A 19,706-nucleotide genomic window follows, 5' to 3' on the forward strand; every position below is an offset into this window, starting at 1 on the left:
GGATGGGTAGAGCCTCTGGCGAAACCCATCGCGCACAACCGTCTTGCTCAACAGCATGGGTTTCGCTTCGCTCTACCCATCCTACGGCTACAGTCAATTCACGCGCCGGTCATCCCGCGTGGCAGACCGTTTGTTTTCATTGCGCACCCGTGCACCTTGAATCCCAGACAAACGGCCTCACTTACTTGAGCATCTCGGCAGACTTTTTTCATCAGGTGCGTCCACTGCGCCGGCTGCCCTCTAAAGGAAGGTGAACCTATGCGTATTGATCGTTTAACCAGCAAATTGCAATTAGCGTTATCTGACGCCCAATCTCTGGCCGTGGGCTTGGACCACGCCGCCATCGAGCCTCTGCACCTTATGCAGGCGCTGCTTGAGCAGCAGGGCGGCTCGATCAAGCCGCTGCTGATGCAGACCGGTTTCGACGTCAACAGCCTGCGTCAGGCGTTGACCAAAGAACTCGACCATCTGGCAAAAATCCAGAACCCCACCGGTGACGTGAACCTGTCCCAGGACCTGGCGCGCCTGCTCAACCAGGCCGATCGCCTGTCGCAGCAGAAAGGCGACCAATTTATCTCTAGCGAGTTGGTGCTGCTGGCCGCGCTGGATGACAGCACCAAACTCGGCAAGCTGCTGCTTGGCCAAGGCGTGAGCAAAAAAGCCCTGGAAAACGCAGTGAATAACCTGCGCGGCGGCGATGCCGTCAACGACCCTAACGTCGAGGAATCGCGCCAGGCGCTGGATAAATACACTGTCGACCTCACCAAGCGCGCCGAAGAAGGCAAGCTCGATCCGGTGATCGGCCGTGACGACGAAATTCGCCGCACCATTCAGGTTCTGCAGCGCCGAACCAAAAACAACCCGGTGCTGATCGGTGAGCCTGGCGTGGGTAAAACCGCCATTGCCGAAGGCCTGGCCCAGCGCATCGTCAACGGCGAAGTGCCGGATGGTTTGAAAGACAAACGCCTGCTGTCGTTGGACATGGGCGCGTTGATTGCCGGTGCCAAGTTCCGCGGTGAGTTCGAAGAGCGCCTGAAAGCGGTGCTTAACGAACTGTCGAAACAGGAAGGCCGCGTCATTCTGTTTATCGACGAACTGCACACCATGGTCGGCGCCGGTAAAGCCGAAGGCGCGATGGACGCCGGCAATATGCTCAAGCCGTCGCTGGCTCGCGGCGAGTTGCACTGCGTCGGCGCGACCACGCTGAACGAGTACCGCCAGTTCATCGAAAAGGATGCGGCGCTGGAGCGACGTTTCCAGAAAGTGTTGGTGGAAGAGCCGACCGAAGAAGACACCATCGCCATTCTGCGTGGCCTCAAAGAGCGTTATGAGGTTCACCACAAAGTGGCGATTACCGACGGCGCGATTATCGCGGCGGTCAAACTCAGCCACCGCTACATCACCGACCGCCAGTTGCCGGACAAAGCCATCGACCTGATGGACGAAGCCGCCAGCCGCATCCGCATGGAAATTGACTCCAAACCGGAAGTGCTGGACCGTCTGGAGCGTCGCCTGATTCAGCTGAAGGTTGAGCGTGAGGCGCTGAAAAAAGAAAGCGACGACGCCGCCCTGAAGCGGTTGGACAAGCTGCAGGAAGACATCGCCAAGTACGAGCGCGAATACGCCGACCTCGAGGAAATCTGGAAGTCGGAGAAAGCCGAAGTACAAGGCTCGGCGCAGATCCAGCAGAAAATCGAGCAGGCCCGCCAGGAGCTGGAGGCCGCGCGCCGGCGTAGCGATCTGGAGCAGATGGCCAAACTGCAATACAGCATCATCCCGGATCTGGAACGCAGCCTGCAGATGGTCGACCAGCACGGCAAAACGGAAAACCAGCTGCTGCGCAGCCGCGTGACCGAGGAAGAAATTGCCGAAGTCGTTTCCAAGTGGACCGGTATTCCGGTGTCCAAGATGCTCGAAGGCGAGCGGGAAAAACTGCTGAATATGGAAGGCCTGCTGCATCAGCGGGTCATCGGTCAGAACGAAGCAGTGACGGCAGTCGCTAGCGCCGTGCGCCGGTCCCGTGCGGGCTTGTCGGACCCGGATCGCCCGAGCGGTTCGTTCCTGTTCCTCGGCCCGACCGGCGTGGGTAAAACCGAGCTGTGCAAGGCCTTGGCCGAGTTCCTGTTCGACACCGAAGAGGCGCTGGTGCGCATCGACATGTCGGAGTTTATGGAGAAACACTCGGTGGCCCGTTTGATCGGTGCGCCACCCGGCTATGTCGGTTACGAAGAGGGCGGTTACCTCACCGAAGCGGTACGCCGCAAGCCGTACTCGGTGGTGCTGCTGGACGAAGTCGAGAAGGCGCACCCGGATGTCTTCAACGTGCTGTTGCAGGTGCTGGAAGATGGTCGGTTGACCGATAGCCACGGCCGTACTGTGGATTTTCGCAACACCGTGATCGTGATGACCTCGAACCTCGGTTCGGCGCAGATTCAGGAGTTGGTCGGCGACCAGGAAGCGCAGCGCGCGGCGGTGATGGACGCGGTGAGCAACCATTTCCGGCCGGAGTTCATCAACCGGATCGACGAGGTAGTGATCTTCGAACCGCTGGCCCGTGACCAGATTGCCGGTATTGCGCGGATTCAACTGGCGCGGCTGGATAAGCGTCTGGCCGAGCGCGAGCTGAAACTGGAGTTGAGCGATGAAGCGTTGGATAAGCTGATCGCGGTGGGTTACGACCCGGTGTACGGTGCACGGCCGCTGAAACGCGCGGTGCAACGTTGGATCGAAAACCCGTTGGCGCAGTTGATTCTGAGCGGCAAATTCATGCCCGGCTCGACGGTGACCGGTGTGGTCGATGGCGACGAAATCGTCTTCGAATAACCCCACGGCAACAACAAAAAGCCCCGCAGATGCGGGGCTTTTTTATGCCGGCGATTTACAGCCGCTTGAGCAAAGCTTCGAGCAACACGGCCTGGTCTTCGGCCAGATCAATGATGTGGAAGCCCGACCAGCAATGCTGCCCATCGGCGCCTGGCCGGCTCCACAGGCAGTCGGCGCCCAGGCGTACTTCGGTCAGGCCCTCAACCGGCGGGTACGACATCAGGCGGCACTCGAGCAGCGCATCGGCTTCCTGCGGGCAGTCACCGAAGATCATGAAACCTTCGATAGACAGGTCTACCACGCGGCCCAGGTGGCGCTCGGAGTGCAGGTCGTACACTTCCAGATGCAGCTCAGTGGTGTGGCGACTGTGCTGACGACGATCGTCCATTACGGCTCCTTAACTTTATTCGGCGCGACCGGTGAAGCGCTGCAACACCCGGTAGATGGCGGTCAGGGCGCGGTCCACCAACGGGGCCCCGCGTTCCGTTTGGAGGATGCGAACCAAGCCTTGTTCCATCTCGTTGGCTAAAATGGTCAACGGTTTGATCGCCACGCGTTGCCCGCTATGGTCGACGAACATGTAGTTGTGCGTGGTGGGGCTGAACCATGACAGCTTCAGGTTACGCACCTGCGCGCCGTCAATAAATTCAAACCAGGTACCAAACTCGATACGTCCCAGTTCCTTGGCAATCAGCTGCGCCTGGTGCGACAGCCCGGAGGCCTGCGGCGCGGAGTTCACCAACGCGGCGTCTTCACCGAGCATGGCGCCGAGCGGGCTTTCCGGCAGCACTGGATTGAGCTTGGCGGCCACTTGCGGTTGTTTGGCTTGCACGGCGTGCTGGCAGGCGACGATGTCTTGCAGCAGGCGCCGAATGCCGTCTTCGTGATAGCCGCCGAGAATTTCCAGGCCCTTGCGCAAGTCTTCCAGCAGTTGCACGCGAATGCTCTGCAGGCGCTCTTGCCCGGCGGTATTGAGCGGCGTGCTGCTCCATGCAAGCTGCTCAGCCACTTCGCTGTAGCGCTGCCATTCGGCGCTGCGTTCGCCGTGGCGTAGCAGCACAAACACCAGGGCGTCGGTCCAGGTCAGTTCGAGGAAGTTGCGAATCAGGGGTGGCGGCTGACGGTTGGCCAGCGCGCGGGCAATGATGTCCACCGCTTGCTGGCGCGCACCGAGTAATTTGTCGCGCCCCTTCGCGGCCTCGACGGCGCGGCGTTCGCGCAATGCCACCTTGTGTTGCAGGTTGGTGGTGAACTCGTTGAATTCTTCCAGCAGGCTGTCGAACAGCTTGAGGTCGCCATCGAAGCCCTGGATGACGCGTTCGACCACCCAGTGAATTTTCGCCAGCAGGCCACGGTCGTCTTCTTCACCGCCGTACAGCACGCCGGCTTGCGCCATGGCGTTGAGCAGGCGTCGCGCCGGGTGGTGGTGCTGGGTGAACAGCGCCTTGTCCAGCAACGCCACCTTGAGGTACGGCGTGTGCAGGTGGGAGAGGGCGGTTTTGCAGGTGTCCGGCAGGTTCTCGTCGTCGAGAATAAAGTCGAACAGCATGCCCACCAGGTCGATAACGTCCGCTTCCTGATCCGACAGCTTTTGCTGGCCGGGCAGGCTGCTATGGGTTTCGAGCTGTTGTTGCAGGTCGACTTTGAAGTCTTCTACTTGCTGCGGGCGCTGCAGGCGCTGAGAGAAATCCAGCGCCGATTGTTGCTGCAGGCGGTTTAGGGCGTCGAGCAAGTCGCTGGCGGCATAGGTGCGGGTGGCACCTTGCGGCGCGAAGCTGGCGATGCTGCGGGTGCCGCCCAGCAGTGGAGCGTCAACGTTGTAGTGGCGGCGTTCGCCGAGCAGGGCGGCCAGGCTGCTGAACAATGCAACAGGGTCGGTAGGCTCGGGGCCGGATGCGTCGTAGGGCACGCGCGGCGATTCATCACTGGGTACCGCGGGTGCGTAGGACGTCGCGGGCGCGCTAGTTGGTTGCGCCGCTGTTGCGCGTGGCGCATCGGCTGCAGGCGCGGTAGCAACAGGCGCTGCTTCTCGCGCTGCAGTCGGCGCACGGCGCGCATCCGGTGTGCGTTGCGGTGCGTATTTCAGATTCGGCAGTACGCCGGCATCGATCAGGCGCTGGTTCATCGCTTCATACAGGCGGTCGAGGCTCTGCATGACATGGCGATCAAACAACATATAGAGGATGGTTTTGATCTGCGGCGGAAACGGCGTGGGCGCCAATGCTTCGCGAAATGCCTGGGCAATGGCGCGTGGGCCGAACGGATTGCTGTCTTCGCCCAGCTTGTGGCCGTTGTTCAACACCGCCAGCCGTTGCTCAAGTGCAAACAGCGGCTCGGCGCAACGGGCCTTTACCCGGCTGACCATATTGGTGACTTGCAGGCTCTCTTCGTAATCCTCGTTCTGGATCAGCGAAAGATCTTCGGCGCGCAGCGACGTGGCGCCCGCCTCGGGTTCGAGCGTGCCTTCAAGAAAATTGGAAAAATTCTGCGCCACACGTTGGTGGTAGCTGCGCTCGATCTGCGGGCGTTGCCGACGAATTTCGCGCATGTTGTCGAAGAACAACGATTGCACTTTATTGTTCTCGGCTTTCTCTGCGCATTCGAACAGCGTGTCATCCACCTGGCCGAAAACCCCGGTGAGGTGTTCGGCCAATCGGTTCATGGCGAGCTTGCGGCAACCCTGCACCAACTCGCCAAAGCGCGGTTGAATGCCGCGACTGGCGAGGGTCTGGTTGGTTCGAGGTAGTGGTGGTTGGTCCTGCGTGCTCATGGACTGTCCTGTTCAAGCCGGCCGGCTTATGCATCCTGCAGCGATCATATCTCAGGCAAACATAGAGTGGTGATGGTGTTGCCGCAAATCATTGTCTTAAAAGCTATTTAGGGGGTTGACAGGGTTCCGAATATCCTTAAAATGCAGCGCCTCGATACGGCAAATGCCTAACAGCAAATGACGTAAAGAGATGGAAGCAAGTAGTTCCGCGATAGCTCAGTCGGTAGAGCAAATGACTGTTAATCATTGGGTCCCAGGTTCGAGTCCTGGTCGCGGAGCCAATCTTTCAACCGGGGTATAGCGCAGTCCGGTAGCGCGCCTGCTTTGGGAGCAGGATGTCAGGAGTTCGAATCCCCTTACCCCGACCATTTTTGGGTCGTTAGCTCAGTTGGTAGAGCAGTTGGCTTTTAACCAATTGGTCGTAGGTTCGAGTCCCACACGACCCACCATTTTTGGCTCTTGATGTTTAAAGAGTTAAATCTTAGGCGAAGTGCTTAACAGCATGGAGCCATCAAAAAAGGCATCCTTCGGGATGCCTTTTTTGTTTGTGCGATTTAATTTTCGTTGCTCGCTTTCGTAGGATGGGTGTGGCCGCCTAGGCGAGCGCAGCGAAACCATCGTTGCGATGATGGGTTTCGGCTACGCCTCTACCCATCCTACGATTACGGATTAATGCAGCTTCAAGCGCGGCTCAGTTCCGCGGCCAATCCGGTCACTCAGCATCAGCATCATGGTGCGGAATACACCGTACAGCGCCATCTGGTGCATACGGTACAGAGACACATAGAACATCCGCGCCAACCATCCTTCCAGCATCACGCTGCCGGTCAGATTGCCCATCAGGTTGCCGACCGCAGAAAAACTCGCCAACGAAATCAGCGAGCCGTAATCGCGGTAGCGATAGGTCGGCAGGGCTTTGCCTTCAATGCGCAACTTCAGCGATTTGGCCAGCAACGATGCTTGCTGGTGAGCCGCTTGTGCACGCGGCGGCACATTACGCCCGTCCTCACCCGGCTGTGGGCAGGCGGCGCAGTCTCCGAAGGCAAAAATATTGTCATCGCGTGTGGTCTGCAGAGTCGGCCGCACTTGTAGCTGATTGATGCGATTGCTTTCCAGGCCATCCAGTTCCTTGAGGAAATCCGGAGCGCGAATACCGGCAGCCCATACCTTGAGGCTGGCGGGAATATCCTGCCCCTGCGCTGTCTTCAAACTGTCGCGCGTTACCTCGCTCACCGCCGCATTGGTCAGCACGGTCACCCCGAGCTTTTCCAGCGTTTTATGCACCGGCTGGCCAATGCGCTCCGGCAGCGCCGGCAAAACACGCGGTCCCGCTTCAATCAGCGTGATACGCATATTTTCCGGCTTGATGCTGTCGAGCCCGTAAGCCGCCAGCTCATGCGCCGCGTGGTGCAGTTCAGCGGCCAGCTCAACGCCCGTCGCACCGGCGCCGACAATCGCCACGCTGATCTGCTCCGCATTGCCCGCCTGATTGGCATGGGCGCGCATGTAGTGGTTCAGCAATTGGCGGTGAAAGCGTTCGGCTTGCACGCGGGTGTCGAGAAACAGGCAATGCTCCGCAGCGCCCGGCGTGCCGAAATCATTGGTGGTGCTGCCGACGGCAATCACCAGCGTGTCGTAATCCAGCGAGCGCGCAGGCACCAATTCTTCGCCCTGTTCATCCAGGGTGGCCGAAAGTTGGATTTTTTTCGCGCTGCGATCCAGCCCCTCCATACGCCCCAACTGGAACTCGAAGTGGTTCCACTTGGCCTGGGCGACATAGTTGAGCTCATCTTCCGAAGAGTTCAACGAGCCGGCCGCCACTTCGTGCAGCAGCGGTTTCCAGATATGGGTGAGGTTGGCATCAACCAGGGTGACGCGCGCCAGGTCGCGTTTACCCAGGGTCTTACCCAGGCGGGTAGCAAGCTCCAAGCCGCCGGCGCCGCCGCCGACAATAATGATGCGATGGGACATGGTGATATCTCATAAGGCTTTCAGGGATTCGGCAAAACGCCGGCGAGGCGAGCGCGAAGCAGCTCATAGCACTAACCGGCTGAGTAAACGGCTGAGAAGGCCCAGGCCAATGACCGAGGCCAACACGATAAAAAGCAGAAACCACGGACGAAACGGCCGACGCTCGATTTGATGGTGCGGCGCGCTGAGGTGCTGGTCGACGCGTGCTTGGTCGTCAGGACTGAGTCGGCTGGTCATGGCAGGCCTCGTGTGGGATGCAAACATTCTAGTCGTGGGATTTGATCTGACTCAATGTAATACGCGTATTACACAAAAATAACGCTCAGAGGCTGATGCCGATATCCAGAAGCACCGTGCGTCCCAGGTTTACCCGCAGAAAATTCGGCGCAGTAGGGTGAGCGAAGAGCACCCGAGCGAAGTTCGGTCCCAGCAGCGACAGCGAGCGCCAGCCCTGATGGAGAAATTCGGTAGGCGGTGGGAACGCGCTGTTGAAATCGGTGATCTCACGTTTGAGATTCACGTAGGCCAGCATGTCCAGGTTGGCGGTATCAATCAGACGTTCACGGTAGCTGGCGGCCTTTTTGCGCAGGGTGGGCGCCAGGCGGTTCTGCAGTTCTGTGGCGCGTATCTTTCGTGGCCGCGCTTCATGCTCGACCAATTGGCTGAGGGAGTAAGCATTGCGCCGTCGTTCCAGCTCCTGTCGCCATTCGTCATTCAGACGCCGGCCTTCATCCAGCACAAAAAACACCTCGAAATGCGCGTCATGAAACAGCACGTCAGGCGGGTCATGTTCGGCGGCGCTGAACTCGTCCAGGCGATGCGGCACGTTCAGCGCCTGTAAAAAGCGCTGGCAAACCCAACGCTCCCGCTCCCATTTGCGTGCATTGGAGAGCAGGGCGTTGGCCTGTTCGGCCTGGTCTGTCAGTAAACGTAGGTACTCAGAGTCATCCATGTCTGCAAGCTTAGCCGGCTGTGGCTGGCGGTGTAGACTGCGTTTTCGTTCAGGCTGGAGTTCACCATGTCGATTCTCCCCGTGCTGGCCGCCGACCACCGCGCCCCTCTGTCGCTGCCGTGATCGCCGCCGAGCTGCTGTCCACCACCACCCTCACCATCGGCTGGCTGATTTATTTGCCGGTGTTGGCGTGGGCGGCCTGTCGCTCACCCTGGCTGGAATTGTTCAGCGATATCCGCCGCCAGCATTTGCTGTTCGGCACGGTGCTGGTGCTGTTTTTACTCTGGCTGGTGCGGCGTGATTTCGAGGTGGGCGTTTCCTTTCACTTTATCGGGATGACCGCCGTTACCCTGTTGCTGGACTGGCCGCTGGCAGTGCTCGGCGGGGTAGCGGCGCAACTCGGCTTGCTAGCCATCGGCCGGCAAGACCTGGCGGCCATGGGCGTCAACGGCGTACTTCTGGTGCTGGTGCCCGTATTGGTCACTGAACTCTGTGCGCTGTGGGTTGAGCGCAAGCAATCGCAAAACTTGTTCGTCTATATCTTCTGCTCCGGCTTCTTTCCGGCAGCGCTGGCGGCTTTGCTTTGCGTGTTGCTCGGACTTTGGGTGCTGTGGCTCGACGGCCGCTTTCCCATGCCGTTCTGGCTCGAAGACTTTGTCGGTTACCTGTGGCTGGTGATGTTCCCCGAGGCCTTTATCAACGGCACGCTCATCACCGCCCTTGTAGTGTTCAAGCCCGAATGGCTGGAAACCTTCAACCGCGACCGCTACCTGCAGGCCCCCTGGAAAGATGACGACTGATTCGCCGGTTTTATAGCGCGCCACGGCTTGATCTGCATCAGCCGAGCGCCCGGCACAATCGCCACTCTGCGGCCTGCCAGGTCGGCAATCACTGAGGAGTTTGTGAGATGAGTGTGCACACTTGGGCGAAGGAGCAGTTGCGGGTCAGCCTGGAAGCAGCAGGCGCTGAAGGCTACGAACCGGCGCTGGCATTACGCGCGCTACTAAGCGCCGTGGTGGAAGAGAGCAAAGTGCATCGCAGCCCCGCAGACCTGGCGCAAGAGCTGCAATTTCTGGCGGATAACCTCGACGACGACCGCGATTACAGCTTTATGCGGCCGTAAGCGGTCAGTGGCGTTGCGGCGGGATATCCAGGTCGCTGGAAAACAGCTCGTCTTCCAGCGGGTCGACCGGTATGGCGTGTTCTTCCGCCGCCCAGGCGCCGAGATCAATCAACTTGCAGCGCTCGCTGCAAAACGGCCGGCTGACACTTTGCGGACCCCACTCGACGGGCGCGCCGCAGGTTGGGCATTTAACGATTGGAGCTTGGCTCATGGCTGGCCTCCATGAAGGGTGAGATAAAAACGGTGCAGGCGTTCAACTTCGCTCTGCAGCCAGGGCAAATCGCGGTCATTAAGCAGCACATCATCGGCATGTTTCAGGCGATCTTCGCGCAGTGCCTGCGCCTTGAGAATGGCGTGCACCTGCTCTTCCGAAGCTTGATCACGCAACATGGTGCGCTGCAACTGCAACTGCTCGGGGGCGTCGACAACCAGCACACGCTGAGTCAGCTTGTGCTGGCCAGACTCTACCAGCAGCGGCGACACCAGAATCGCGTAGGGGGATTTTGCGCTCTTCAGGCTGGCGATGATTTCTTCGCCGATCAGCGGGTGCAACAAAGCTTCCAGCCAGCGGCGTTCTTCAGGTGCTTGAAAGATGAGCTGGCGCAGCGCCGCGCGGTCTAGCTCGCCATTGGCCTGCAATACCTCAGAACCAAAATGTTCAGCGATGGCCGCCAAGGCCGGTTTGCCGGGTTCCACTACCCAGCGAGCGGCGTGGTCGGCGTCTACGCAATGCACACCGAGGTCGATAAAGTGTTGGGCAACCGCGCTCTTGCCACTGCCGATACCGCCCGTGAGCCCGAGAATCCAGGGTGTAGTCATTTAAATCCGGCGACGTGAAGGTAGGTGCCGGTTATTTGATCACCCCAGAGCAAAGCAATCCAGCCGGCAATCGCCAGGTACGGGCCGAAGGGAATGGGCGTGCTGGTTTCGGCATTGCGCAAACGCAGCATGATCACGCCTAACACCGCGCCCACCAACGACGACAGCAGAATCGTCAGCGGCAACACCTGCCAACCGCCCCAGGCGCCGAGCATGGCCAGCAATTTGAAATCGCCATAGCCCATGCCTTCCTTGCCCGTCACCAACTTGAACAGCCAGTACACCGACCACAGGCTGAGATAGCCGGCGATGGCGCCGATCAGCGCATCTTGTGGGCTGGCGAATAGGTCGTATTGGTTGACGATCAGGCCGATCCACAGCAGCGGCAATACGAGCGCGTCCGGCAGCAATTGGTGGTCGGCGTCGATCAGGCTCATGGCCAGCAGGACCCAGGTCAGCAACAGCATGGCGCCGGCTTGCCAGGTAAAGCCGAAGTGCCAGGCGACGTAGGCCGATAGCAGCCCGCACGTCAGCTCTACCAGCGGGTAACGTTTGCTGATTGGCGCTTTGCAGGAAGAACACTTGCCGCGCAGCGCTAGGTAGCTGACCACCGGGATATTTTCCCAGGCTTTGATCTCATGCTGGCAATGCGGGCAGCGGGAGTTGGGCAGTACCAGATTGAAGGTTTCGCCTTTGGGCTCAGCCGGCAGCTCAAGAATTTCCCGCGCCTGGTGTTGCCAGTCGCGCTTCATCATCACCGGTAGGCGATACACCACGACGTTGAGGAAACTGCCGACCAGCAAGCCTATAAGCAGCGCGAAAAAAACAAAGGCCAGCGCGTGGCTGGCCAAAAGTTCGATAACTTGCATGGATTAGACGACAGAACCCAGTTGGAAAATTGGCAGGTACATGGCGATAACCAGGCCGCCGATCAGCACGCCGAGTACGGACATGATCAACGGCTCCATCAGTGCGGTAAGACCATCTACGGCGTTGTCGACTTCGGCTTCGTAGTAGCTGGCGACTTTGTCGAGCATCGAATCCAGAGCGCCGGATTCTTCACCGATGGCTGTCATTTGGATTGCCATGGAGGGGAAAACGCCCGTCGTGCGCATCGAGAAGTTCAACTGCATACCCGAAGTCACGTCTTGCTTGACCTTGAGTACAGCGTTGCGGAACACGATGTTCCCGGTAGCGCCGGCCACGGAGTCCAGCGCCTCAACCAGCGGTACACCGGCGGCGAAGGTGGTGGAAAGGGTGCGAGCGAAGCGGGCAACTGAGGACTTGTAGGTGATGTCACCCACGATTGGCGCTTTGAGAATGATTCGATCAAGCGCATCACGCATTTTGGGAGAGCGCTTCTTCGTTTCCGTAAACGCAAAAATGAAACCGACTATGCCAAACAGGAAGACGTACCACCATTCTTGCAGGCCTTCAGATAGCCCTACGACAAAGCGAGTAAACGCAGGCAGTTCGGCACCAAAGCCAGCAAATACCGACGCAAACTGAGGTACTACCTTGATCAGCAAAATGGCCGAAACAACAACGGCAACCACAACTACCGCGATCGGGTAGTTCATGGCTTTTTTAATCTTGGCTTTCAGTGCTTCGGTTTTTTCTTTGTAGGTTGCAACGCGATCCAACAGGTTTTCCAGCGCACCCGCTTGTTCACCCGCATCTACCAGGTTGCAGAACAGATCATCGAAGTACAAAGGCTTGGAGCGGAGCGCAGTGGCGAAGCTATTACCGGCAGCGACTTGCTGTTTGATCTCGTCCACCAGTTTGCGCATATTCTGGTTTTCAAGGCCCTCACCGATGATGTCGAACGACTGCAGCAGCGGCACGCCGGCTTTCATCATCGTTGCCATTTGTCGCGCGAACAGGGCAATGTCCATCGGCTTAATTTTTTGCCGCCGCCGCCGAACAAAGACACGGCTTTTTTGCGCACTTTCAGCGGGTTGATACCCTGCTTACGCAATTGCGCTTTGACCAAGGCAGGATTCTGGCCAGCCATCTCGCCTTTGATCTTGGAGCCTTTCTTATCCGTACCTTCCCAAGTGAAAGTGGCGGTTTTTATCGCTTTAACGGCCATGAATTAGTCCTTAGTCACGCGATTCACTTCTTCGAGGCTGGTCACACCCTGCATGGCCTTCAGCAGGGCTGAGGTACGAAGGTCGTTAAAGCCATCTTTGCGCATTTGCACCGAGATATCGATGGAGTTGCCTTCCTCCATGATAATGCGTTGTAGCGAAGGCGTGTTTTTAACCACTTCATAAATCCCGACACGGCCTTTATAGCCGTGGTTACACAAATCGCAGCCAACAGGGCCAAAAATCTTGAAGGTGCCGATCTTGTCTTCCGGGAAGCCTTCTTCAATAAGAACCTCGCGGGGCACCGGTACTTCTTTCTTACAGGTACCGCAGAGCTTGCGTGCCAAGCGCTGGGCAATGATCAGGTTTACCGAAGTGGCGATGTTGAACGACGGCACGCCCATATTGCGCAAACGCGTCAGGGTTTCTGCGGCGCTGTTGGTGTGCAGTGTCGACATAACCATGTGGCCAGTCTGTGCAGCCTTGACCGCAATCGACGCTGTATCCAAGTCACGGATCTCGCCGACCATGATGATGTCCGGGTCTTGGCGCAGGAACGACTTCAGCGCGGCGGTAAAGTCCATGCCTTGCTTCGGGTTTACGTTTACCTGGTTGATACCTTCCAGGTTTATCTCTACCGGGTCTTCCGCGGTGGAGATGTTTACATCAACCGTGTTGAGAATGTTCAAACCGGTATAAAGCGAAACGGTTTTCCCCGACCCCGTCGGGCCGGTCACCAGAATCATGCCCTGCGGCTGCTTGAGCGCCGCCATATAAAGGTCTTTCTGCGACTCTTCATAACCCAGTGCATCGATGCCCATCTGGGCGCTGGAGGAATCGAGAATCCGCATCACGATCTTTTCGCCCCACAAGGTTGGGCAGGTGCTGACGCGAAAGTCGATGGATTTGGTTTTCGAAATACGCATCTTGATCCGGCCGTCTTGCGGTTTACGGCGCTCGGAAATATCCAGGCTGGCCATAACCTTGAGACGAGCAGAAATGCGTGGTGCGAGCTGGATCGGCGGGCGGGCGATTTCATGCAAGATGCCGTCGGTACGAAAGCGCACCCGATAGCTTTTTCGTACGGCTCGAAGTGCAAGTCGGACGAGCCCATCTTGATGGCGTCCAGCAGCATCTTGTTAACGAAGCGCACTACAGGCGCATCGTCGGCTTCCTGATTCTCTTCCTTGCCAGGCCCGTTTTCGTCGACTGCTTCGATATCCAAATCGATGTCGCCCAAGTCGTCCATGGCGGAGTTGGCGCTATCGAAAAACTTGTCAATGGCATCGCCCAGCTTGTCGTCCTCGACCAGAATCGCTTCTGTATTAAGGCCGGTGCTGAACTGCACATCAGTAATGGCTTGATGATTGGTCGGGTCCGAAATACCCAGAAAAAGCTTGTTGCCACGCTTCCATAAAGGCAGCACACGGTGTTGGCGCACTAGTTTTTCGGCAACCAGATCCTTAGGCTGACTTTCTTTGTCCAGGCTACCGAGGTCGAGAAAGGCGATACCAAACTGTTCTGCCGCGACTTCAGCAAGCTGGCGGCTTTTAACCAGTTTGTTCTGGACCAGATAAGTGACGAGCGAAGTCTTATTGCGCTGGGCCTGGGTCTGAGCCAGTTTGGCGCTTTTCTCGTCCAGCAGCTCTGCCACAACGAGTTGTTTGGCCAGGCCGGTCAGGTTCACGATGTCATTCATGGTGTGTGCGGCTCACGGAAATCATCCTGCCTTATAGCCTAGTCGCCCGCTTGTGCCAAATGGTGGAATATGAAGTGCCAAAAAGCGTCACTTTTGAGTTTTTTAGGCTATTTGAAAACTTTAAGTCCGCGCAGGGCGAGGCAGTCAGAGCCTGTAATCGGCTGCTGCGATGGGAACTTGAAAAGCTGGCACGCAATCTGCTTTTACTCCTGGCAGACGTAGGACGTTAACCAATTTCGTCGTAGGTCACTTCAACTACCCAGGGGATACACATGAAAGCTCAAATGCAGAAGGGTTTTACCCTTATCGAATTGATGATCGTGGTTGCGATCATCGGTATTCTGGCCGCCATCGCTCTGCCGGCTTACCAGGACTACATGGGCCGTTCGCAAATGACCGAAGCCATGACTCTGGCTAGCGGTGCTAAGACTTCGATCGCTGAATTCTACTCCACCAATGGCAGATTCCCGTCTTCCGAGCAGTCCGCTGGTATGGCATCTTCCATTACTGGTAAGTATGTTGCCTCGGTTACCCAAACAACTGGCAAGATCATCGCAACTATGAAGGCCTCCGGCGTTGCTGCTGGCGTCGGCTCGTTGACTCTGACCCTGAGCCCGACCACTTCTTCTGGTTCGTTGAACTGGAAATGTTCCGGTAGCGGTGCCACTAACGCAGCTTCTGCTAAGTACTACCCAAGCTCCTGCCGCGGCTAAGCTCGGTTGTTTTGTAAATTGCCCGCTTCGGCGGGCAATTTTTATTTCACGGATAAAATTAGGGTTCGCATGTTCAAGGCTTCGTCGCTAAACCCTGTCATTTTTTTTTGGTCTGCGCTGTTGCTGTGCTTTCTGATTTATGTGCCGGGCCTGCAAGGCGGATTTTTATTTGACGACTTTCCTAACCTTCAAGAGTTGGGCACATACGGCGGCGTCGTAGATATCAATTCGTTGAAGGCATTTGTATTCAGTGGTTTCTCCGGCCCGACAGGCCGTCCTCTCTCTCTACTGAGTTTCCTGCTTAACGACAACACGTGGCCTAGCCAACCCTTCAGTTTCAAACTAACTAATCTCTGGATTCATTTACTGGTTGGCACGTTGTTGTGCTGGAGCACACTGTTGCTGCTGCGCTTTTATCGGGTTGCTGAAAAACAGGCTGTCTGGGCGGCTCTGTTAAGCGCCGCTATTTGGCTTTTACATCCCTATTTCGTTTCGACCACTTTGTATGTCGTGCAACGCATGACGGAATTGGCGGCGCTCTTCATGTTTGCGGGCCTTGCCGGCTATCTCCAAGGACGAATGCTCTTGCTGTCAAAGCCTAGAGCAAGTTACGCGTGGATGACGCTATCAGTAGGTTTAGGAACGTTGTTGGCTGTTCTTAGCAAGGAAAATGGCGCGCTCCTGCCGTTGTTAATTGTTGTGGTCGAGTTTTGTCGGCCAGCAGTATCGCCTGTGGACCGTCCTGTCAGGTGGTGGAGCTTCTTTATTTTATGGTTGCCATCCCTGATTTTAGTTGGCGCGCTGGCGAAAATGATCGACTTTTCCCCAGACGTTTGGCCGATTCGCACATTTGATCAGCCCGAGCGATTGCTTAGCGAAGGGCGAATTATCTGGGAATACCTTTTTCATCTCTATATTCCACGTATTGAGGGGCGAGGGCTTTTTCAAGATGGATATGAAGTGTCTCGTGGTTTGTTTTCCCCAATAACCACATTTTATTCATTGATTGGCCTTCTTATGTTGGGCATCGCCAGCCTGCTCCTGCGAAAGCGTTTCCCGTTTTTCTCGCTGGCAATATTGTTCTTTTTTGTTGGTCAACTGATGGAGTCCACGGTCGTTGGCCTGGAACTCTACTTTGAGCACCGAAATTACGCAGCCGCCGCATTTTTGTTTTTGCCCATTGCCATTGGGATAGTTCGTTTAAGCGAAAAATTTCAACCAAAAGTAGCCATTTCAGTCGCTTGCGCCGTGCTTGGTGTGGTCACGCTAATGACAGCTCAACGCGTAGGCCTCTGGAAAAATACAGATAACCTGCAGATGTACTGGGCTGTCTCGACCCCTGAGTCCCCTCGTGCGCAAAACGCGATCGCTAATTTCTTGATAAACAATGGCCGGGGTAGCGAAGTTAATGCATATGTCGAGAAAGCGATAGAAAGGCTTCCGGATAGCGCATTACTCACCCTTCGCTTGTTGTTGCAAAAAGTTTACGCCGGTGACGCAGTAACAATAGACTTTTCCACGGCTGCCAATAAACTTGCAGTGCAGCCCTTTGACACTCAAGGCGTCCAGGGCTTGCGCTCGTTGGTGGATAAAGTCGTAGAGCCTGGCGGCAACCCTGCTTATCTTGAGTACACCCAAGATCTAATTGACGTTATGAGTACTAACATAAAGTACCAGCGCCTCAGTGTGTTCCAGCGTTTGGCGCCGTATTTGAAGGCCAGGCTTTATACGGTTCAAGGCAAACCAGATTCTGCATTTGAGGAATATTCGCTGTCGATGACACGCTACGCGGACACCGAAGCTGCGCTTATGATGGTTGCCGATTTGGCTCGCGGTGGCTACCAGGAGCACGCCTTGAAATTGCTACCCCAAGCGAAAGAAATTTACCGTGAACAGCCTCGGAGGAATCTACGGCGTACGGCAGAAGAATATGACGATGAGTTCTCACGTCTCGAATCAGATCTACACGCGGACATCGCCGCGAAAGTCTCGGTTACTACTCAGCATGAATAGATCACCTTTAGCCGATAAGACGGAGACCGACTCTATGCCGTTGGGCGATGTAAACACTGACGTTACAGTCTCACTTAGCATCGTACTGCCCGCAAAGAATGAAGCGTTGGCGCTGAGCCCGGTTGTTGCCGGCTTACGAAAGGCGTTCCCGCTCGCCGAAATCATTGTCGTGGATGATGGCTCTGCTGACGGTACCGGTGACATCGCGAAGTCTGCGGGGGCGCTTGTGGTTACCCACCCCTACAGCAAAGGCAACGGCGCCGCCATCAAGTCTGGCGCGCGCGCTGCTACCGGCGAGTTCATCGTGTTCATGGACGCCGACGGCCAGCACGATCCAAGTGATATCGCCCGTTTGCTCGCCCGCCTTGAAACCGGTTATGACATGGTTGTCGGTGCCCGCCAGCGTGGCTCCCAAGCCAGCATGGGCCGCGGCCTGGCCAATAAGTTCTACAACCGTCTGGCTACTTTTATGACTGGCCAGGTGGTCGAAGACCTTACTTCGGGCTTTCGCATTGTGCGGGCCAGCAAGTTTCGTGAATTCCTCTATCTGTTGCCCAACGGATTTTCATATCCAACCACCAGCACCATGGCCTTTTTCCGTGCAGGCTATTCGGTTGCGTATGAGCCAATTCATGCTGCCAAGCGTATTGGCAACAGCCATCTGAAACCGTTGAAGGACGGTCTGCGTTTTCTGCTGATTATCTTCAAGATCGGTACGTTGTATTCGCCGTTGAAGCTTTTCGCGCCGGTGGCGGGCTTGCTGTTTTTGGCTGCGTCCATCTGGTACGGGTACACGCTTTCGACCGCTGGCCGGTTCACCAATATGAGCGCTCTGCTCTACACCGGGTCGGTAATGGTGTTTTTGATGGGGCTTATTTCCGAGCAGATTACCGCCTTGATGTATAAGGACGACGGTGGCAAATAGTCTGCCGGCGCCTGGCGAGCTCGCCGGGCTGGCGATCATCACCGTCACCTTTCACCCAGACCTGACGGTGCTCGAGCGGCAGATGGCGGCATTGCCGGCACAGTCGCTATGGGTGGTCGTCGACAACGCCTCGCGGCCGGAAGAAGTGAAGGCGCTGAAAGCGCTGCTTGCCACTCGAGGCAATACTCAACTACTGGAGTGCGCGAGCAATATTGGGTTGTCCGCCGCTCTGAACGCCGGTGCGGCCATCGCCAGTGATGCTGAGTTCTATCTGCTGATGGACCAGGACAGTGAGCCGCAGGGCGCTGCCATCGAGCTGTTACTCCAAGGTTTTCGGCGCTTGGAGCAGCAGGGTGTTGCTGTCGGCTGCGTGGGGCCGCGTTTACTTGACGATACAACCGGACTTCAGCATGGCTTTCATTGCATTGATGGCTGGCGCTGGGTGCGGCGCTATCCCCAGGCCGGTGATCCGCCGGTTGCCTGCGCCAATGTGAATGGGAGCGGCACCTTGCTGCGCCGCACTCTGTACGAGGCGCTTGGCGGCTTGGATGCAGGATTTTTTATCGACCATATCGATACCGACTGGGCCTTTCGCGTCACTGACGCAGGGTTGGGCCTTTTCGGCATTGCCGATGCTGTTTTCACTCATCGGATGGGCGACAGCAGCCTGAGATTCTGGCTGTTTGGTTGGAAGGTTTGGCCGCAACGGTCGCCGCTTCGTCACTATTATCTGTTTCGCAACGCCCTGCGTTTGCTTCGTCGTCCCTATGTGCCTGTCGTTTGGAAGGGGTGGGCGGTGGTCAAGTTACTGCTGACGTTTGGTGTGCACCTGATCGCCGATCCGCAGCGTTTTGCCCAGGCCCGAGCGATGCTCCGGGGTCTGAAAGACGGGCTCACTACCGACTCCAAGCGTTAAGGCCCACCTGATGCCTGCACCTATCGGATTGTTGCTCAACTACCGCGATGCTACGCGCAGCATCAGCTGCATCAACTCGTTGCTCGCGCAGGGAGTTGAGGCGGTATTGGTGGTGGATAACTCGGCGGACAATGGTGTCGCTGCGGCTGAGATTGAGCGGCACTTTTCACAGGAGCCGAAGGTGATAGTGGACGTCAGTCCGCACAACCTTGGTTTCGCCGCAGGGGTTAACCGTGGCATCGCCCGCTGCCGAGAGCTGGTTGCCGACTGCCGAGTTCTGCTCATCAACAACGATGCCGTATTACTGGGCGGCGGCCTGCAAAAGCTCGTCACTTCGTTGGATCGCTCGCCCTTGAGTGTTCTGGCGTTTGCCAATATCGACCAGCATGGCCGCGTGAGCGGCCCCGCCTATTATCAGCGGCTGACTGGCTTGCTGACGCTCAAGCCTACCCCCGGTAGTTTTATGCATGCCAGCGGCTGTTGTCTGCTGATCGATTGTTCTCGCGTAGAGGGACCTCTTTTCGATGAGGACTTCTTTATGTACGGCGAAGACTGCGAGCTCGGCTGGCGGCTGAGTGCGCAGCCGCAGTCGGTGGTGTATGTCGAGCAAACTCTGGTTTATCACGAAGGCACTGCCAGCAGCGGTTTGGGCTCGGAGTTCTATGAGCAGCGCATGGTCGCTGCGCATTGGATCCTGGCCAGTAAGTTAGCAACCAGCCGTCTGGACAAGGCGCTGCTGTATGGCTGTCGTGCCGGGATGCTGAGTGCGCGGGCTTTGCTGCGAGCCTCGCGCTTTCGCTCGATGGTGCCGATCAAGGCGCTGTGGGCAGGTTGGCGGCTCGCGTTTATCGACGACCCGATGTTGGGTCGAGCGGCGGTGCGGGCTTAGTCC

The 19,706-nt window shown here is 57.2% G+C and carries 16 protein-coding genes, 3 tRNA genes and 2 pseudogenes; 11 read left to right on the plus strand and 10 right to left on the minus strand.

Annotated elements, in window-relative coordinates:
• The first annotated feature begins 258 nt into the window (after nucleotides 1-258).
• The gene (gene clpB / locus AC0V2S_RS03330; protein WP_475508487.1) at nucleotides 259-2,823 is read left to right on the plus strand and encodes an ATP-dependent chaperone ClpB; all 2,565 of its coding nucleotides are present in this window, start codon (nucleotides 259-261) and stop codon (nucleotides 2,821-2,823) included.
• 55 nt (nucleotides 2,824-2,878) lie between these two features.
• On the opposite strand, the gene AC0V2S_RS03335 is transcribed toward clpB, so the two are convergent.
• Both AC0V2S_RS03335 and AC0V2S_RS03340 read right to left on the minus strand, forming a co-directional pair.
• On the minus strand, nucleotides 2,879-3,211 hold the full coding sequence (locus AC0V2S_RS03335; protein WP_475508489.1) for a PilZ domain-containing protein: 333 nt from the start codon (nucleotides 3,209-3,211) through the stop codon (nucleotides 2,879-2,881).
• Between the two features lie 15 nt (nucleotides 3,212-3,226).
• Nucleotides 3,227-5,593: a DUF1631 domain-containing protein gene (locus AC0V2S_RS03340; protein ID WP_475508490.1), complete on the minus strand. Its 2,367-nt coding sequence runs from the start codon at nucleotides 5,591-5,593 to the stop codon at nucleotides 3,227-3,229.
• Between the two features lie 205 nt (nucleotides 5,594-5,798).
• On the opposite strand from AC0V2S_RS03340, the gene AC0V2S_RS03345 reads away from it, so the two are divergent.
• The 3 genes from AC0V2S_RS03345 to AC0V2S_RS03355 all read left to right on the plus strand — a co-directional run bounded on the left by AC0V2S_RS03345 (nucleotide 5,799) and on the right by AC0V2S_RS03355 (nucleotide 6,042).
• Nucleotides 5,799-5,874, plus strand: a tRNA-Asn gene (locus tag AC0V2S_RS03345).
• A 10-nt stretch (nucleotides 5,875-5,884) separates the two neighbouring features.
• Nucleotides 5,885-5,961 (plus strand) — tRNA-Pro (locus tag AC0V2S_RS03350).
• A 5-nt stretch (nucleotides 5,962-5,966) separates the two neighbouring features.
• Nucleotides 5,967-6,042: transfer RNA gene (locus AC0V2S_RS03355), tRNA-Lys, on the plus strand.
• Nucleotides 6,043-6,262: 220 nt separating this feature from the next.
• Here AC0V2S_RS03355 and AC0V2S_RS03360 read toward each other — a convergent pair.
• From AC0V2S_RS03360 to AC0V2S_RS03370, 3 genes are all read right to left on the minus strand, one after another.
• Nucleotides 6,263-7,564, minus strand: coding sequence for an NAD(P)/FAD-dependent oxidoreductase (locus AC0V2S_RS03360; RefSeq protein ID WP_475508491.1), 1,302 nt, complete (start codon nucleotides 7,562-7,564; stop codon nucleotides 6,263-6,265).
• A 63-nt stretch (nucleotides 7,565-7,627) separates the two neighbouring features.
• Entirely contained in the window at nucleotides 7,628-7,801 is a 174-nt protein-coding gene (locus AC0V2S_RS03365) for a DUF3094 family protein (RefSeq protein ID WP_475508492.1), read from the minus strand.
• A gap of 85 nt (nucleotides 7,802-7,886) precedes the next feature.
• Complete coding sequence (locus AC0V2S_RS03370) at nucleotides 7,887-8,516, minus strand: DUF1780 domain-containing protein (protein WP_475508696.1); 630 nt, start codon at nucleotides 8,514-8,516, stop codon at nucleotides 7,887-7,889.
• A gap of 119 nt (nucleotides 8,517-8,635) precedes the next feature.
• Between AC0V2S_RS03370 and AC0V2S_RS03375 the strand changes: the two genes are divergently transcribed.
• Complete coding sequence (locus AC0V2S_RS03375; protein WP_475508493.1) at nucleotides 8,636-9,316, plus strand: energy-coupling factor ABC transporter permease; 681 nt, start codon at nucleotides 8,636-8,638, stop codon at nucleotides 9,314-9,316.
• A 107-nt stretch (nucleotides 9,317-9,423) separates the two neighbouring features.
• Nucleotides 9,424-9,639, plus strand: coding sequence for a hypothetical protein (locus AC0V2S_RS03380; RefSeq protein ID WP_475508494.1), 216 nt, complete (start codon nucleotides 9,424-9,426; stop codon nucleotides 9,637-9,639).
• Nucleotides 9,640-9,643: 4 nt separating this feature from the next.
• On the opposite strand, the gene yacG is transcribed toward AC0V2S_RS03380, so the two are convergent.
• The 5 genes and pseudogenes from yacG to pilB all read right to left on the minus strand — a co-directional run bounded on the left by yacG (nucleotide 9,644) and on the right by pilB (nucleotide 14,247).
• Nucleotides 9,644-9,850 (minus strand): DNA gyrase inhibitor YacG, encoded by a 207-nt coding sequence (yacG, locus tag AC0V2S_RS03385; protein WP_110617448.1) that lies wholly within the window; start codon nucleotides 9,848-9,850, stop codon nucleotides 9,644-9,646.
• Nucleotides 9,847-10,458 (minus strand): dephospho-CoA kinase, encoded by a 612-nt coding sequence (coaE, locus tag AC0V2S_RS03390; protein WP_475508495.1) that lies wholly within the window; start codon nucleotides 10,456-10,458, stop codon nucleotides 9,847-9,849. Before coaE ends, yacG begins: the two co-directional genes overlap by 4 nt.
• The gene (locus AC0V2S_RS03395) at nucleotides 10,455-11,327 is read right to left on the minus strand and encodes a prepilin peptidase (protein ID WP_475508496.1); all 873 of its coding nucleotides are present in this window, start codon (nucleotides 11,325-11,327) and stop codon (nucleotides 10,455-10,457) included. Before AC0V2S_RS03395 ends, coaE begins: the two co-directional genes overlap by 4 nt.
• Nucleotides 11,328-11,330: 3 nt before the next feature.
• Nucleotides 11,331-12,550, minus strand: a pseudogene (locus AC0V2S_RS03400) (type II secretion system F family protein).
• Between the two features lie 3 nt (nucleotides 12,551-12,553).
• Nucleotides 12,554-14,247 (minus strand): annotated as a pseudogene (gene pilB / locus AC0V2S_RS03405) (type IV-A pilus assembly ATPase PilB).
• A 272-nt stretch (nucleotides 14,248-14,519) separates the two neighbouring features.
• Between pilB and AC0V2S_RS03410 the strand changes: the two are divergent.
• From AC0V2S_RS03410 to AC0V2S_RS03430, 5 genes are all read left to right on the plus strand, one after another.
• Nucleotides 14,520-14,960: a pilin gene (locus tag AC0V2S_RS03410; RefSeq protein ID WP_475508497.1), complete on the plus strand. Its 441-nt coding sequence runs from the start codon at nucleotides 14,520-14,522 to the stop codon at nucleotides 14,958-14,960.
• Between the two features lie 69 nt (nucleotides 14,961-15,029).
• Nucleotides 15,030-16,973 carry a tetratricopeptide repeat protein gene (locus AC0V2S_RS03415; protein ID WP_475508498.1) on the plus strand — a complete coding sequence of 648 codons (1,944 nt, stop codon included), beginning with the start codon at nucleotides 15,030-15,032 and terminating at the stop codon, nucleotides 16,971-16,973.
• Nucleotides 16,974-17,007: 34 nt separating this feature from the next.
• A complete protein-coding gene (locus tag AC0V2S_RS03420) occupies nucleotides 17,008-17,898 on the plus strand; it encodes a glycosyltransferase family 2 protein (protein ID WP_475508499.1) in 891 nt (296 codons plus the stop codon).
• Nucleotides 17,888-18,814, plus strand: coding sequence for a glycosyltransferase (locus AC0V2S_RS03425; protein ID WP_475508500.1), 927 nt, complete (start codon nucleotides 17,888-17,890; stop codon nucleotides 18,812-18,814). Before AC0V2S_RS03420 ends, AC0V2S_RS03425 begins: the two co-directional genes overlap by 11 nt.
• A gap of 10 nt (nucleotides 18,815-18,824) precedes the next feature.
• Complete coding sequence (locus AC0V2S_RS03430; RefSeq protein ID WP_475508501.1) at nucleotides 18,825-19,703, plus strand: glycosyltransferase; 879 nt, start codon at nucleotides 18,825-18,827, stop codon at nucleotides 19,701-19,703.
• Nucleotides 19,704-19,706 lie beyond the last annotated feature (3 nt).

It is taken from the genome of Pseudomonas sp. CC11G (genome assembly GCF_056174845.1).

Bases quoted from the DNA above. Each gene is read 5' to 3' on its own strand.
- AC0V2S_RS03420 (WP_475508499.1), top strand. From the start codon at position 17,008: ATGCCGTTGGGCGATGTAAACACTGACGTTACAGTCTCACTTAGCATC.
- AC0V2S_RS03370 (WP_475508696.1), bottom strand. From the start codon at position 8,516: ATGGATGACTCTGAGTACCTACGTTTACTGACAGACCAGGCCGAACAG.
- AC0V2S_RS03360 (WP_475508491.1), bottom strand. From the start codon at position 7,564: ATGTCCCATCGCATCATTATTGTCGGCGGCGGCGCCGGCGGCTTGGAG.
- AC0V2S_RS03365 (WP_475508492.1), bottom strand. From the start codon at position 7,801: ATGACCAGCCGACTCAGTCCTGACGACCAAGCACGCGTCGACCAGCAC.
- yacG (WP_110617448.1), bottom strand. From the start codon at position 9,850: ATGAGCCAAGCTCCAATCGTTAAATGCCCAACCTGCGGCGCGCCCGTC.
- AC0V2S_RS03410 (WP_475508497.1), top strand. From the start codon at position 14,520: ATGAAAGCTCAAATGCAGAAGGGTTTTACCCTTATCGAATTGATGATC.
- AC0V2S_RS03395 (WP_475508496.1), bottom strand. From the start codon at position 11,327: ATGCAAGTTATCGAACTTTTGGCCAGCCACGCGCTGGCCTTTGTTTTT.
- clpB (WP_475508487.1), top strand. From the start codon at position 259: ATGCGTATTGATCGTTTAACCAGCAAATTGCAATTAGCGTTATCTGAC.
- AC0V2S_RS03430 (WP_475508501.1), top strand. From the start codon at position 18,825: ATGCCTGCACCTATCGGATTGTTGCTCAACTACCGCGATGCTACGCGC.
- coaE (WP_475508495.1), bottom strand. From the start codon at position 10,458: ATGACTACACCCTGGATTCTCGGGCTCACGGGCGGTATCGGCAGTGGC.
- AC0V2S_RS03415 (WP_475508498.1), top strand. From the start codon at position 15,030: ATGTTCAAGGCTTCGTCGCTAAACCCTGTCATTTTTTTTTGGTCTGCG.
- AC0V2S_RS03340 (WP_475508490.1), bottom strand. From the start codon at position 5,593: ATGAGCACGCAGGACCAACCACCACTACCTCGAACCAACCAGACCCTC.
- AC0V2S_RS03335 (WP_475508489.1), bottom strand. From the start codon at position 3,211: ATGGACGATCGTCGTCAGCACAGTCGCCACACCACTGAGCTGCATCTG.
- AC0V2S_RS03380 (WP_475508494.1), top strand. From the start codon at position 9,424: ATGAGTGTGCACACTTGGGCGAAGGAGCAGTTGCGGGTCAGCCTGGAA.